We start from the raw sequence: 16,074 nt of genomic DNA, 5'->3' as shown, positions 1-16,074 counted from the left end.
CTAAAGAGCGCCTTTATGTCGTTTGTCGCACCTATAATTTTTATACATTTGCAAAAAGTAAATCAATAATAAAATAATAAAGACATGCTAAAAGGATTCTTTAATGTACCAAAGCCTGTAAATGAGCCGGTACTATCTTATGCGCCAGGTTCACCGGAAAGAGCTGAATTGCAAGCGATGCTGGAAAAGATGAGAGCCGAAGAGGTGGATGTGCCTATGTACATTGGCGACCAGAAAATATTTACTGATACAAAATTACCATTAAACCCTCCACATGACCACCAACACGTTTTAGGTTATTTTTCAGAAGGAGATAAAGGCCATGTAGAACAAGCTGTAAATGCTGCACTTGGAGCTAAAAAGGCTTGGGAAGAAATGTCGTGGGAGCACAGAGCTAGTATATTTTTAAAAGCTGCTGATTTGCTTGCAGGGCCTTATAGAGCTAAAGTTAATGCAGCAACAATGTTAGCACAATCGAAAACTGCTTATCAAGCAGAGATTGATGCAGCATGTGAGTTAATAGATTTCTTAAGGTTTAATGTGCAATACATGACAGAAATCTATCAAGAGCAACCAGAATCTTCTAGAGGCATTTGGAACAGACTAGAACAAAGAGCATTAGAAGGGTTTGTTTTCGCAATTACTCCATTCAACTTTACTGCAATTGCTGGCAACTTACCTGCGGCACCTGCTTTAATGGGTAATACAGTGGTTTGGAAACCTGCATATACTCAAATTTACTCTGCGCAAGTTGTGATGGAAGTATTTAGAGAAGCAGGCGTACCAGACGGTGTAATTAACTTAATTTATGTTGATGGACCAGTTGCTGGTGATGTGATATTTAACCATCCTGATTTTGCAGGTTTACATTTTACTGGTAGTACTGCTGTTTTCAAAAGCTTATGGAAAACTATCGGTACAAATATCGATAAGTACAAAAGCTATCCACGTATAGTTGGTGAAACCGGTGGAAAAGACTTTGTAATCGCACATAAATCTGCAGATGCAAGAGCATTAGCAACAGCACTTATTCGCGGTGCATTCGAGTTCCAAGGACAAAAATGTTCAGCAGCTTCTAGAGCTTATATTCCTTCGAATCTATGGGAAGAAGTAAAAGCCTATTTAATAGAAGATGCAAAAGAAATTACAATGGGTTCTCCAGAAGATTTTAGCAATTTCTTTACTGCTGTAATCGACGAGAGAGCATTCGATAAAATTGCAGGTTATATAGATAATGCAAAAGAATCTCCATTAGCCGAAATAGTAGCTGGTGGAAACTACGATAAATCTAAAGGGTATTTTATTGAGCCAACTATCATTAAAGCTGAAGACAATCAGTTTACAACTATGGTAGAAGAAATATTTGGCCCAGTACTTACCATTTATGTATATGATGCTGAACGATTTGAAGAAGCACTTTATATGGTAGATAATACTTCTCCATATGCATTAACAGGTTCTATCTTTGCGCAAGATCGTTATGCAATTGAGTTAGCTGCAAAATCATTAACTCATTCTGCAGGTAATTTCTACATCAATGATAAACCAACAGGTGCAGTTGTTGGACAACAACCATTTGGTGGAAGTAGAGGTTCTGGAACAAATGACAAAGCTGGTTCTAAACTTAACTTATTACGTTGGGTATCACCAAGAACTATAAAAGAAACATTTGTACCGCCAACAGATTTCAGATATCCATTTATGGGATAAGATATATTATAATGAATGGAAAGCAGCCTGAAAAGGCTGCTTTTTTTATTTAAGACCTTGTGATAGGTAATGGGCGAGTGCTTCAATGGTTAGCATCGGATTAACACCACTACATTTTGGAAATGCACTAGCATCCATCACAAATAAGTCTTTTACCTCATAAGTTTCACCTTCTGGTGATAGTGGGTGTAATTTTTTATTACCTCCGATTCTGCAACTTCCCATTTGGTGAGCAGAAAAGAGATTGTATTGATTTTCTTTCCAAGAAAGAGAGTCTACAATTTCATCAAGCTTGTTTAAATCTGATGTTTCTATGGCTGGTAATTGGTTATGCAAGAAATGCGCTTTTTGAGCACCTGCTGCCAGATGTATTTTAACTCCCTCTTTAATTCCAATCAATAAGTGGTTTAAATCGTAATTACTTAGCTTATAATCGATTACAGGATTGTTTTCTTTGTCTAAAGTTATTTTTCCACCAAACTTATCTCTGGCTAAAATGATAAAGTTAGCCATGTGTTTAGCTTGTAAAACCATCTCTTTATGTTGTGTGGCAGATTGCCAAGGAAGTGAGGAGCCGATTAATCCAGTATGAGCAGGAGGAGTTTCGATTTTAAATCCATAATTGCCATCTAGGTTTGTGAATTGGTCATTGGTAATCGTCATCATTCCGCCCCACCAACCATTTATCTCTTCTTCGTAAATACCACACACTCCCATTACAGGGTGGAGGTGTAAATTTTTACCTATATGTTTATGTTGCAATCCACTTCTCATTAAAATAGCTGGGGTATGGATAGCACCAGCGGCTATAACTACTTTTTTAGCAAAAACACTTACTCGTGTTTTTTGTCCATCACTATGGGTTTGCCAACCATAAACACCTGTTGCCTTTCCATTTTTGATAATTACATTTTCAATTTCTGTATTTACTAAAAAGCGACAACCATTTTTACGAGCGTCTTCTAAGTGGGTATTTAAGGTGCTTTGCTTAAAGCCATGTTGATCGCCAAAGCAGGAGTAACCCACTAATCGCTGGTCTTCATTTTTATCGATTACAACATTTTGAGGAATGGGTTTATATAAATGTCCCAATTTTTCTGAGCCATTTTTAAGCTTACTATTTTGTGGGTTTACAGCAACTTGATCTGTATTAGTAAAGATATTCTTTTCAGCCTGATCTAAGCTTTTTTTAAACTCATTAGATAAGAAACAAGAAGCTTGATGTTCTTTAGCCCATTCATCCAAAATATAGTCAGGAGTACGGATGGTACCCGCCCAATTAACAACCGTTCCACCACCTAAACAACTACCTGCAAAAATTGACATAGAGCCTTGTTTATTGGTTAGTGCTCCACTTTTTTCATAAAGCTGGCTAATCATTTCAGTTTCCTTATGATTAAAATCAGCCTCATTAAAATAGCTTCCTTTGTCAATAACTATTACATCTTTTCCCGCTTCTGTTAATTCTTTTGCCACAACTCCACCACCTGCACCACTTCCAACAATTACTACATCACAGCTTAAGTTTGCCTCATCATTAAATACCAATGGATAAAAACTTTTTGGTTTATCGGGAGGTGAGGAGAGAGGGCCAGGATAACCAATATGTTTCCAATTAGGGTTAGGGTCTTTTACTGAAGTATCGGTATAAAATAAAAAACAGGTGAGTTTTTTAAGTGCTTGAAAACCTTTTCGAAATGCTGGAATAGTTGAGCTAGATAAATTTTGGAGCCATTTTTCTCTAGCCTCAAAATTGAGTTTATCAAATTGATTCCATTTTCCAGAAAGTAGAAGCCCAATGAGAGGTAGCTCAAAAGTTTTTAATAGCATTTTAAATTCTTCCTGATCTTTTTGGCTTTGTAAAGCAAGTACCTCTCTTAGCTTTTCGTGAATTTCCAGATCACTTGCTTTTAATTCCCAGAAAGTTTCGTGTTTGTCTTTTTGGCTAATAGATGGGATGAGCGTGTCGCAAACAGATTTTAAAATTTGAATTTGTCTGCTATTCAATTCTAATTTCATTGTACCGGATTTTGCTTGAAATGACCGGTTAATTTGACTAATTGCCATTTTCATATTGGTTAAGATGCGGAATTTACTCTGCATGCATACTAAATTTCATAAATAAAACTGACATCGCAAAATTTTTTTGCCAGTAAATATTTATCTGTTATTAGAAATGAGATAAGCCTGAGAATACTATAATAAAGCTGTAGGAGCCTTTATTAATAAAAAACGTGAGGTAATGAATTGTTCCCTTTTTCAGTAATTCGACTAAAATAATTCTATATGCTAGGCAAGTAAATTCTTGCAGTTACACATAACGGGTTGCATGGTATAAATATTGATAACTATATTAACTAATATAAGCTGTCTGTCAATATTTTGATTGGCATGCTTAAAAGATAATTTTCTAAACGTGTTGAAAGGGCCTTGCAATTTGCAAGGCTTTTTTTATATGCTTGCAGCAATAATTAAATCGAGGTTTTTGTAGTGCAGATTGTATTTGTTTGCAATGTTTTTATTGGTGATGCCTCCTCGGTAGCTATATACACCTTTGGCAAACCATTTATTGCTAAAAATCATTTCGTCAATACCTCCGAGCTCTACAATTTGCATAAACATAGGTGTAAAAATATTGCTAATTGCAGTGGTTGCTGTTCTTGAAACTCTTGATGCAATATTTGGTACACAATAGTGTATTACATCATGCTTTCTATAGGCAGGTTTAGAATGATTGGTCATGTCGGAAGTTTCGAAGCAACCGCCTTGGTCTATGCTAACATCGATAATAATTGAGTTAGGCTTCATTTGTGAAACCATTTCTTCGGTAACAACTACAGGAGCTCTGCCATTTTCAGATCTTATAGCTCCAATAGCAACATCAGCTCTAGATAATGCTTCTGATAATACCACATTATCTAATGAAGAAGTAAATAGATTTGGCTGATTAATTCTTTCTTTTAACCTTCTTAGTTTGTATATATGATTATCGAATATTTTCACTTCGGCACCTAAGCCCATTGCAGTTCTTGCTGCATATTCTGCTACTGTACCAGCACCTAAGATAACAACTTTGGTGGGTGGTACACCAGTTATACCTCCGAGAATAATTCCCTTACCATTATTAGTTGAGCTTAAGTATTCTGCTGCTATTAACATTACAGTACTGCCAGCAATCTCACTCATTGCACGAACTACTGGCAAGCCGCCAACTTTATCTTGTATGAGGTTGTAAGCCAGTGCAGTTATATCTTTTTTATTGAGAGCATTAAAATATTCACTAGTAAGAATACCAGTTTGCAAAGCAGATATAAGTGCTTTACCAGGTTTCATATATTCAATTTCTTCTAGTGTAGGAGGCGCAATTTTTAGAATAATATCGCATTCGAAAACTTCTTTGTGAGAATAAACAATTTTTGCCCCGGCTTCACTATATTCATTATCAGCATGCTTAGCATGAACTCCAGCATTGGTTTCAATACTTACATTAAAGCCATTGTTTATCAAAATTGCAGCCGCCTCTGGTCGCAAAGGCACTCTTTTTTCCTCACTGCGCTCCTTAGGTATTCCAATAGATATTGGTTCACCTTTCTTTGTTTTTTGTCTTTCAAGCACTTCTTGTGGGTGCAACTGAAAAAAATCGGCTGCTAAACTACTGAATCCAACTTTCTGCTTCTTACTCATATTTTGAAGCTTTAATTATTCTTTCTAATGAATTGCCAATGGTTATTTCTAACTCAAGAGTATCTTCTGGAAGTAAATCTTCTATAATTTCCGGCCATTCGATCAAACAAAGTTCTCCGGAATATAAATATTCTTCAATACCAATATTTACAGCTTCTTCTAAAGAGTTTATGCGGTACAAATCTAAGTGATAAATACTTTCTTCTGATACGGTTCTATATTCATTTACAATCGAAAATGAAGGGCTACTCATGGCATCAGTAACATGGCATTTCTTGCAAATTTCTTTAATAAGTGTTGTTTTGCCTGCACCTAATTCTCCAGTAAATGTCCAGACTTTACTTTCTCCTGCAAAAAATAAGAGGCTTTCAGCAATTTTAAAAAGTTCATCAGGCGATTTACAAACCAACTCTAACCCTTTACGGTGCATACAATTAAAAAATATTGATTCTAAGCGTAAAAATAAGATGTTTAATTTGAATTAAATATTTAAATTGTTGTTAATCTTATTTGTTAGTCTTTGATCTTAAAGTTTTAAGAAAAAATAAAGTCAATTAAAGTTTTATTCTATTTTTGTATTCAGAAAAATAATATCACTTTTCTGCGAATAAATGTAAATATTTTGACGTAATTAAGTGTTTTTATTTAATTTCTAGTTAGAAATAATGAAGCTGTTAAATAGCTATATATACTGAAAATCATTAATTTATATTTAAATTAAAAAGAACTTAAGCTTTAATCACTATTTTTGCAGAAATTCTTAAAGAAATAGTTTTATTTTAGATTGTTGATAAAATCATAGATTTCTCTTAAATTTCTTTAATTTAACACTTACTCAATCTTTATAAATTAAGTAAGTACTATAGAGTAAAAATACAAAATAAAACAACGATTGTTTTTAAATTACGACAGTTAAAAGAAGGACTAGTTTTTTCTGATTAGAATCAGGCGATCGATTTCAGGAAATGAAGTCCTGTATTCCTCACATAATTATCTTGCTGTAGATGTTGACCACAGAGCACGAAGGCGTATTAAAATCTAAGCTGAAAGAAGTTTTTGGCTATAATCAGTTTAGAGGTAATCAGGAAAAGATTATTGAAAATATTTTAAATGGTAGGAACTCATTTGTAATAATGCCTACCGGAGCAGGTAAATCTCTTTGCTACCAGTTGCCTGCAATGATTAAGGACGGTACAGCTATAGTGATATCTCCTCTTATTGCTTTAATGAAGAACCAAGTGGATCAATTAAATGCACTTGGTGTTTCCGCATACTTTCTTAATTCTACCCTCTCAAAGTCAGAAGCTAATAAAGTAAAGAAGGAAGTTTTAGAAGGGGTGGTAAAGTTACTTTACGTTGCTCCTGAATCACTTACCAAGGAAGAGAATATTACTTTATTAAAGAAAGCTAAGCTCTCTTTTGTAGCTATTGATGAGGCTCACTGTATATCTGAATGGGGGCACGACTTTCGGCCAGAGTATCGTAAGATAAAATCTATTATAGAGTCGGTTGATCCTAGCTTGCCAATTATAGCATTAACTGCTACTGCAACACCAAAGGTGCGATCAGATATTCAGCGAAACTTAAGGATGGAAGAAGCCGATATTTTTATGTCTTCTTTCCACCGTAAAAACCTTTATTATGAGGTTAAGCCGAAAGTAAATACTAAGAAGCAGTTGATAAAATTTGTGCATCAGTACAAAGGAAAAGCTGGTATAGTATATTGCCTCAGCCGGAAAAAGGTAGAAGAGATTGCAGAGCTATTACAGGTAAATGGAGTTAGGGCATTGCCCTACCATGCAGGGATGGATGCTTCTACCAGAGTAAAAAATCAAGATGCATTTCTTAGTGAAGATGCTGATGTAATTGTAGCAACTATTGCTTTTGGAATGGGTATAGATAAACCTGATGTACGTTTTGTTGTGCATTATGATGCTCCAAAATCTATAGAAGGCTATTATCAAGAAACAGGAAGAGCAGGTAGAGATGGCTTAGATAGCCATTGTCTCATGTTTTACAGTGATAAGGATATTCAAAAACTGGAGAAATTCAGTAAAGATAAAACTGTAACTGAGAGAGATAATGCCAAGCACCTTTTACAAGAAGTAAGCTATTATGCTAACTCATCAGTTTGCAGACACAGGCAATTACTTCATTATTTCGGTGAGTATCTTGAACAAGATTACGACTACTGCGATAACTGTAAAAAGCCCAGAGAAGAGTTTAATGGCAAAGAATACGTGAAAATAATACTGGAAACCATCTTAAATACAGGTGAGCGTTTCAGTATGGAGCATATTGTAAATATTGTAAGAGGAGAGGATAGTGAAGGAGAAGATAGCCAATATGTGAAAAGTTATAGTCACGATAAGCTTTCTACCTATGCAGTAGGTAAAAAAGATTCTTATGAGTTCTGGATATCTGCGGTTAGACAGTCTATGATTAATAGATTTTTGGCTAGAGATATCGACGATATTACAATACTAAAATTAACAGATAAAGGTCATGCATTTTTAGAAGAGCCTAAGTCTGTTACATTTACCAAGAATCACGATTACTCTACTGAGGCTAGTGATGAAGAAGATGATAGCACGAATGTAACACATGGCCAGGCTTCTGATGAGCAGCTTTTTGAGATGCTTAAAGGTCTTAGAAAGAAATTAGCTAAGCAGAAAGGTCTACCTCCATATGTTATTTTTCAAGATCCTTCTTTGGAAGAGATGGCTACTGTATTTCCAAGTTCAGAAGAGGAGCTTGCTAGAATTAACGGAGTCGGTTTAGGAAAAGTAAAGAAATTTGGTAAGCCATTTATCGAACTGATTTGTAAGTATGTAGAAGAAAATGATATTGCGACAGCTTCTGATGTACTTGTAAAATCAAAAGTCAATAAATCGAAAAATAAAATCCAGATTATTCAGCAAATAGATATGCAAGTAGATCTTGAAGAGATTGCTGAAGATAGAAATATGGCTTACGAAGAATTGATAGAAGAAATTGAGCATATCTGTTTTTCTGGTACTAAGCTAAATCTAGATTATTACATTGAAGAAATAATGGATGATGAAAGACAAGACGATATTTGGGACTATTTTATGGAGTCTGATACTGACAATATAGAAACCGCACTTGATGAATTAGGTGAGGATTATTCTGAAGATGAGATCAGGCTAATGAGAATTAAGTTCTTATCGGAAATGTCTATGTAATCTGAGAAATGATATAAAAATAAAGGCTTCCAAAATTTTTGGAAGCCTTTATTTTTTTGCTCTATTTCAACTTAGGGTTGAAATAATTTATAAATATCATTACCAAAGGCAAATACCATGAGGCAGAGTAGCAATACCATTCCTACTTTTTGAGAAGCCTCTAAGAAGCTATCTGAAGGAGGTCTACCAGAAATAATTTCATAAGTAAGGAAAACCACATGGCCACCATCTAAAGCTGGAATTGGTAGTAAATTCATAAATGCTAATACCATTGATAACATTCCAGTAATTGTCCAGAATTTAACCCAGTCCCAAGTACCACCGAAAAACTTAGCAATACCAATTGGACCACTTAATGATTTGGTTGCTGAAACTTCACCCTTAAAAATTTTATTAAATGCTTTTAACTGAACAGTAATTACAGAAAAGGCATCTACAGTACCTTTAGGAATTGCTTCAGCAAAAGAATATTGGCGAATAGATGGCTCAAGCATAGACTTAGGGTAAAAACCTACAGTACCATCTTCAGTAACATCTACTTCTAAATTTCTTTCTTCTCCATTACTTCCTTTAACCACCATATTCACAGTAGAATTGGCTTTTTGAGAAAGTATATCAGAAAATTCGTGGAAGTATTCAATATTCTGGTTATCAACAGAGAGAATCTTATCTCCAGATCTTAAGCCTCCTCTGTCAGCAGCAGAATTATCTAAAACACTATCTACAACAAATGGCTCTCTCCAATGTACAAAATCTCTGTTGTTTTCATTATCACTTAATCTTTCTATAAAATCTGCTGGGATAGAAACATCTATTGTTTTTCCATCTCTATCAATTGTATAGTAACTACCACTTTCTAGTAAAAAATTAGGGTTTCTTACATCGTTAAAGTATTCAAAATCATGTCCATTGATTTTTAGAATCTTATCGCCTGTTTTTAAGCCTATTTCTTCTCCTAATTCATTTACATAAATACCATATTTATTAACCTCTTTAATTGAATAGTATCTGTCTCCGAATAGATAAACCAGAAATATAAATATGACAATACCAGTAATTACATTTACGATAATACCACCAAGCATAACAATTAAGCGTTGCCATGCCGGTTTTGCTCTAAACTCCCAAGGTTTTGGTTCTGTTTTTAGTTGTGCTGTATCTAGAGATTCGTCTATCATACCAGATATTTTCACAAAACCGCCTAAAGGTAAAGCGCCTAAAGAGTACTCAGTTTCACCAATTTTTACACCAAAAAGCTTTGGAGGAAAACCTATGGAATACTTTTCAACACGCATCCCAAACACTTTCGCTGCAATTAAATGGCCCAGCTCATGCAACCCTACCAGTATCGACAGGCCTAAAAGCAGCTGTGCAGTCATAATCAGTCCTTCCATGCAAGAATTATTTATTAATTAGTATGAGAATATAAATTTACAATTCCCTGCCTTTTTTAACAGGTGAAAATATTTTTTAGTTTTATCTACTATTATTATCGGTTATAGATTTATTTCTGAGGCAATCAAACGAATTTGTTTATCGGTCTCTACATAGTCTTCTAACACCGGATTAGCGATAAATGTAGTCTTCGAAAGACAAATTTCATTTAATTGAGCAATCCCCAAAAATGAAATCTCATTTTTAAGAAAGCGCTGTACGGCAATCTCATTAGCTGCATTTAAAGCACATGGCATATTACCGCCTTGTTCCAATACATCAAAAGCTAACTGTAAGTTTCTGAATGTTTTTTTATCAGGAGCCTCAAATGTTAACTCAGGATATTGAGCAAAATTGAATCGTTCAAAACTGGTTTTAATTCTTTGAGGATAACTCAAGGCGAAAACGATAGGCAGTTTCATGTCTGGCAAACCCATTTGCGCTTTAATACTTCCATCTTCAAACTGTACCATAGAATGTATGATAGATTGCGGATGAACAATTACATCTATTTGCTCAGGTTTGAGTCCAAATAACCATTTAGCTTCTATCACTTCAAGTCCTTTGTTCATTAAAGTGGCAGAGTCTATCGTGATTTTTGCTCCCATTTCCCAGTTTGGATGCTTCAAAGCTTGCGCTTTAGTAACAGTTTCCAGGTACTGAGTATCTCTGCCCCTAAAAGGCCCGCCAGATGCAGTTAATATTATTTTCTCAATGGGATTTTGCAACTCTCCTAATAGACATTGATAAATAGCAGAATGCTCCGAATCTACAGGATGTATTTCTACCTGATGTTTTTTAGCAAGCTCCATAATGAGCTCACCTGCAACTACCAATGTTTCCTTGTTAGCAAGTGCTATATCTTTTCCCGCTTTTATAGCTGCAATCGTTGGCTTTAAACCAGCATAGCCAACTAAGGCAGTTAAAACAATGTCAATTTCCGGATTTTGTACTACTTCTTCTAGTGCTTGTTCACCACTTAAGACAGTGGTATCACTTAGAGAAAGGTAAGATTTAACTTCGTCAAGTTTATCTGAATTGCCAATTACAGCCATTGCAGGCTTAAACTCTTGGCATTGTTGGGCAAGTAATAAGCTATTATTTTGAGCTGTAAGTACAGTAACTTCAAAAAGATGTGGATTTTCTTTAATTACTTCAAGCGCTTGCGTTCCTATCGATCCTGTAGAACCAAGTATGGCTACTTTCTTCTTATTCATTTCTGTTGCGTTATCGGCTTTTAGTTTTTATCTAGCTGGAATCTGGTTGAGGATTTTAATGTAGTGAGCTGGCTTTATTATGATTAAAAAATGTGTATAGTAAATACTCAATAGGCAAATATAAAAAAGCAAAGTGATTTTTATTAGCTAGCTTGCCTACATGTGATATTTAATGAACAATTTCATTATTTTTTATAAAATTCACTGTTTTTTTAGATATTATTTATCTATTTTGATAATAATTTCATCCAGTCGCAAACTCAAACTCCTACCTTCTGTTTTTATTTCTATATTTTTTAATTCGATGAATTTTAGAAGATTAAATTTACTATTAACCTCTGCTTTTTTATGTTTTAGCTTATCGTTGAGCGCGCAGGATACCCAAAACCTATTGACAGAAGCAGATTCTTTATGGGGTTTAAAAGCGTACAGAACTGCCATAAAAAAATATAAACAGGCAGATAAAAAAGCAAAAAGCGACGATGTTAGAATGCAGGCTTCTACATCATTAAATAAAGCGTTAACCAATTATGCTGAGATACTTTTTAATGACGCAAAGAATTACCCAGATAAGTCTGAGCAAAATTTTGAAGTAGCTCTTGTGTATTACAAGAAATACCTAAAAAATCTCATTCCGGATGCTAAAGGTTACAAAGATTCTTTAAACGTCTACAAAATGCTGATAGCAGATGAGTATTTCTTATCTGGTAGATATCAACCCGCAGGTAGAATTTACAAAAAGCTAAATAAACAACTCGCTAGCGATTCTGAATTAGCACAAGTAACCAAAATAAAACTGGCTCAATGTTATGTAGAGATGCTTAATTATTCAAAAGCAGGTGCACTTTATAAGGAAGCTTATAAAGATAAATCGTTATTGGCTACTGCAGATGAGTTGTTTTGCCAAGGTTATTATGAGAATGCAGCTAGGCTTTTTAGCTATTTAAAAACAGAAAATAGCGACAAGAATATACAAACAAAATATTCTAGGTTAATTGCTAGAGCATATTTTAAAGCAGGTTTAGAAGAGCAAGCTTTAGACTGGTATAAGAAGTGTCTAAATGAAAAAGATACAGTTACTGGAAAGCAAGTAATTACATTTAATCAGAATTGTGAAACTTGCGACCAGTTATTAAAAGAAGAAGGAGTTTATTTGAAGCAACTAGATGCAATAGAAGAATTGGATATAGATAAGTTTTACTTCTCTCAGGTTAGGTTAAATGTTTCTGGCAAAATGATCGAAGCCAGAGATTTAATTAATAAAGTTACCATTGTATATAATACTTGCGAAGGTTTTACAGACCCATGCGCGATATATGATAAAACTTATTCAGTAAGTGAGTTAAAAACTTCAGGAATTAATCAAGTTTCTTCCTCTGAGTATGGCCCCATGTATTTCAGTAATGATTCACTAATTTTTGCTTCAGACAGAAACCCACTTGGTAATAAACGAAGTGAAGTAAATGGTGAAGAAAGAAGTACTTTCGATTTATATGTTCAGCGGATGAATGAAGATGATGTATTTGGTTTTCATCCGGGAGAGGTAGTTAACTTAGCTGATACTACTTCACAGACAGTTAAGTTTTTTTCTTTTAATAGAGGAATCTATTATAATGAAGGTCCGCTAGCATTTTATCCTGGTACTAAAGATAAATTTATTTTTACAGGAAATTATTTTACCGAAACAGAAGCACTAAAGCAAAATAAAGTGTATGAAAATAATAGAATAAATACGCTTAAGCTTTTTTATGCAAGTAAAGATGATACTGTTTGGCAAGTAAAGTCAATTGAATTTGAAGGAAAGAATGCGTCTTTATTTAATAGCGAAAACTTTAGTGTGGCACATCCTTCTTTTAGTGCAGATGGTACTCAGTTATATTTTTCTTCTAATGCACCCATGCCGGGAGATGGAAAAACTAAAGGTTCATATGGAAATACAGATATCTATGTAAGTACTTTTGACCCTAATACAGGTAAACTTGGAGAACCTGCTAATTTAGGTGCGGGAGTGAATACAGCCGGTAACGAGATGTTTCCTTACTTGCATACTAACCCAGATGGTTCTCAAATTTTGTATTACTCATCTAACTTCCACGATGGAGAAGGTGTTGGTCAGCTAGATATTTATTATTCAGGTTATTGTGAGGGTGAATTTTCTCAACGAAAAAATATGGGAGAGCAAATTAACTCCACTGCAGACGATTTTGGGTTGATTTTGAATAAAGAAGGAACTGCCGGTTATTTTTCGTCAGACAGAAAAGAGAGTGATGACATTTACAAATTTAGAGAGCTGAAAGTTTACATAACTGTACTCGATAAAGAAACCAGAGAGCATATTTTAATAAAAGATGTTGACTTAGAACTCACACCAAATAAAGAGGAAGCAGATGCAAAAATTGTTACACTAGATAATGTAATTAGAGTTTATAATCAATTTGATCTCGACGTAAATTATACTGTAACTGCTTATCCTCATGATTCAACTTATTTCAGTAATGAAACTGAATTTGAAACGGTTATAGGAAATTTTGATGAATACGGAATTTTAAGAGCTACCATTTTGCTTGAGAAAAAGCCGGAGGTGAAAATGATTATAATGGCGAATGTTAAAAGCGAGCAACAGGTATTTTTGGCTTTTAGTAAAGATGTAAAAAGTTTGACTTCCGAGACTCCAATCGCAGGAAAAAGTGATTACAGTATTTTATATGAGTTGGCTTTCGAAGATGGCAAAAACATCTTACAAAATACACACAATGGAGATGTTATAATGCTAAATCCTGACGATCAGTTACTTTCAAAATTGGTAAGTGATGAGATGGAAAAAAAAGAAAGTAAAGAGAAGTTGATAGCATTTTTTAGAGAAAACAATATTCTGGTGCCAGATTCTATAGAGTCTTATAATCACATTGTGCATAATCCAGTTGTGATTCGAAATATTAGATATGGTTTTGATTCAGATAATTTTAGTAATGAAAAAGAGGAAGTGGTTCCTGATGTTCAGTTTAGAAATTTGGCAGATGTATTAAGAGAATATAAGCATTTGAATGCTAAAATGAGTTCTCATACAGATGAGTGTCCTCATGCTCCAAAAGAATATGACAATGAAGCTCTTTCTTTGCGTAGAAATAATGCCGCTGTAGAGGGGCTTAAAAAATATTATAGCGATTTAGATACAGCTAGATTAGTACGTTGCCACTATGATGGAAGATACCCTGTAGATGTATCTGAGGAGAATTATTCTAAAAATAAATTTGAGCAGCTTTGTGATAATCCTTACAATCGTAGAACAGAATTTAAGCTTCTATATGCTGACCGTAATCAATATCTAAAAGATTGCGATTGCAAAGATGAATCTATGATCTGGCATGTAAATAAAGACAATACAAGTTCAAACAATCTACCATTAAATGAGAGGCATGCTACTCAGGGAGGTAGGTAAGCATACTCATTCTTTCTTCTGGTAAAATAAGATTTGCTATCTCCAACAAGTCAGAAGTATTAACAGATTTAATGCTTTCAAAAACTTCATTGAGTGTTTCTACGCGACCGAGGTCTAGTATGCTTTTACCCATCATTAGCATAAAGCCGAGGTTGCTTTCTTCACTCATTGCCAGTTGGCCAATTAGTTGCTGTTTTGCCTGATGTAACTGCATGCTTCCCAATGGAGTTTCTCGTAACTTTTTTAACTCTTTCATCAATAAGCTAATACAACGATTAAGGGTTTGTTTTTCAGTAGCAAAGTTTACAACAAACAAACCTGTATCTTGATAAGCTGTTACAGATGCATCAATAGAATAAACAAAGCCATATTTTTCCCTAATACCAAGGTTTAAGCGAGAGTTCATTCCGGGGCCACCTAAAAGGTTTACTAACAGAAAGAATGGCACTCTTCTTTTATCGTGTAATGAGAATGAGGTAGTTCCGGTAATACAATGAGCTTGGCTAATGCTTTTAGACTGTATTACTGTGTCAGGTACAAAACCTTCAAATGGTTTACGTTTTCTCTCAGAGCGATAAGTAGGAATATCTTTTAAGTGTTTTTCAACAATCTTCAATACCTTTTTAAAAGGAAGTGCACTAACCGAAGAAAAAATTACTTCGTCTGTATTCAGATTTTCTTTTATAAAAGTATAGAAATCTTCTTTTTCAAAACCTCTTACACTTTCTTGTGTGCCCAAAATATTATATCCAAGTGAGTGATTCTTGAATACTACTTCGTCAAATTCATCCTGAATGGCATCACCAGGATCATCTTTATACATGGCCATTTCCTCAAGTATTACACTGCGCTCTTTGGTAATTTCTTTTTCAGGAAAAGTTGAGTTAAAGGTAATATCGGTAATCAGCTCAACTGCTTTTTCGAAATGTTGGTCGAGCAAAGAAGCATAGAAGCAGATTTTTTCTTTTGTGGTGTAGGCATTTAATTCTCCACCCACAGAATCGACCCTGCTTAAAATATGATAAGCTCTTCTTTTCTGAGTGCCTTTAAATGCCATATGCTCCCAAAAATGAGCAATGCCTTGTTGGTGTGGTTTTTCATCGCGACTGCCTATGTTGAGTATGCAACCACAATGCGCAATTTTAGTATTACTAACTTGTCTGTGAACCAGTCTTATTCCGTTAGGAAAAATAAATTCATCGTATTCTTTCATATATCGGCTTCATTCCCTTTCGCTCTGAATAGCAAAATTAACATTTGTATCTGAATACCTCATTAAATAAAATAGGGGTTCTTGTAAGATAATCAGAATAGTTTGCTAATAATTTATCTCAGAGGTAGCAGCAAAACATTAATTCAGTGTTTAATGTTGCAATTTATCTGA

General features: G+C 34.5%; 9 protein-coding genes. 3 read left to right on the top strand and 6 right to left on the bottom strand.

Annotated elements, in window-relative coordinates; genetic code table 11:
* The first annotated feature begins 84 nt into the window (after positions 1 to 84).
* A complete protein-coding gene (gene pruA / locus OQ292_RS07520; RefSeq protein ID WP_284685438.1) occupies positions 85 to 1,710 on the top strand; it encodes an L-glutamate gamma-semialdehyde dehydrogenase in 1,626 nt (541 codons plus the stop codon).
* A 45-nt stretch (positions 1,711 to 1,755) separates the two neighbouring features.
* On the opposite strand, the gene OQ292_RS07515 is transcribed toward pruA, so the two are convergent.
* From OQ292_RS07515 to tsaE, 3 genes are all read right to left on the bottom strand, one after another.
* Positions 1,756 to 3,729 (bottom strand): FAD-dependent oxidoreductase, encoded by a 1,974-nt coding sequence (locus OQ292_RS07515; RefSeq protein ID WP_284685437.1) that lies wholly within the window; start codon positions 3,727 to 3,729, stop codon positions 1,756 to 1,758.
* 432 nt (positions 3,730 to 4,161) lie between these two features.
* The gene (locus tag OQ292_RS07510; RefSeq protein WP_284685436.1) at positions 4,162 to 5,394 is read right to left on the bottom strand and encodes an alanine dehydrogenase; all 1,233 of its coding nucleotides are present in this window, start codon (positions 5,392 to 5,394) and stop codon (positions 4,162 to 4,164) included.
* Positions 5,387 to 5,824, bottom strand: a complete 438-nt coding sequence (tsaE, locus tag OQ292_RS07505; RefSeq protein ID WP_284685435.1) for a tRNA (adenosine(37)-N6)-threonylcarbamoyltransferase complex ATPase subunit type 1 TsaE — start codon at positions 5,822 to 5,824, stop codon at positions 5,387 to 5,389. The genes OQ292_RS07510 and tsaE overlap by 8 nt, the downstream gene beginning before the upstream one ends.
* A gap of 574 nt (positions 5,825 to 6,398) precedes the next feature.
* Here tsaE and recQ point away from each other — a divergent pair.
* Positions 6,399 to 8,600: a DNA helicase RecQ gene (gene recQ, locus OQ292_RS07500; protein ID WP_284685434.1), complete on the top strand. Its 2,202-nt coding sequence runs from the start codon at positions 6,399 to 6,401 to the stop codon at positions 8,598 to 8,600.
* Positions 8,601 to 8,671: 71 nt separating this feature from the next.
* Here the strand turns inward: recQ and rseP are convergent, their stop codons facing one another.
* Positions 8,672 to 9,994, bottom strand: coding sequence for an RIP metalloprotease RseP (rseP, locus tag OQ292_RS07495; RefSeq protein WP_284685433.1), 1,323 nt, complete (start codon positions 9,992 to 9,994; stop codon positions 8,672 to 8,674).
* Between the two features lie 102 nt (positions 9,995 to 10,096).
* Entirely contained in the window at positions 10,097 to 11,251 is a 1,155-nt protein-coding gene (locus OQ292_RS07490) for a 1-deoxy-D-xylulose-5-phosphate reductoisomerase (protein ID WP_284685432.1), read from the bottom strand.
* A 364-nt stretch (positions 11,252 to 11,615) separates the two neighbouring features.
* Here OQ292_RS07490 and OQ292_RS07485 point away from each other — a divergent pair, with 364 nt between their 5' ends.
* Complete coding sequence (locus tag OQ292_RS07485; protein ID WP_284685431.1) at positions 11,616 to 14,690, top strand: hypothetical protein; 3,075 nt, start codon at positions 11,616 to 11,618, stop codon at positions 14,688 to 14,690.
* On the opposite strand, the gene OQ292_RS07480 is transcribed toward OQ292_RS07485, so the two are convergent.
* The gene (locus OQ292_RS07480; protein WP_284685430.1) at positions 14,671 to 15,903 is read right to left on the bottom strand and encodes a M16 family metallopeptidase; all 1,233 of its coding nucleotides are present in this window, start codon (positions 15,901 to 15,903) and stop codon (positions 14,671 to 14,673) included. The genes OQ292_RS07485 and OQ292_RS07480 overlap by 20 nt on opposite strands.
* Positions 15,904 to 16,074: the final 171 nt, after the last annotated feature.

Origin of the sequence: Chondrinema litorale (assembly GCF_026250525.1) — a bacterium.
In the GTDB taxonomy this organism is placed as follows: Bacteria; Bacteroidota; Bacteroidia; order Cytophagales; family Flammeovirgaceae; genus Chondrinema; species Chondrinema litorale.
Note: the sequence above shows the minus strand (reverse complement) of the source record. Positions and strands in the feature narration are given on the sequence as shown.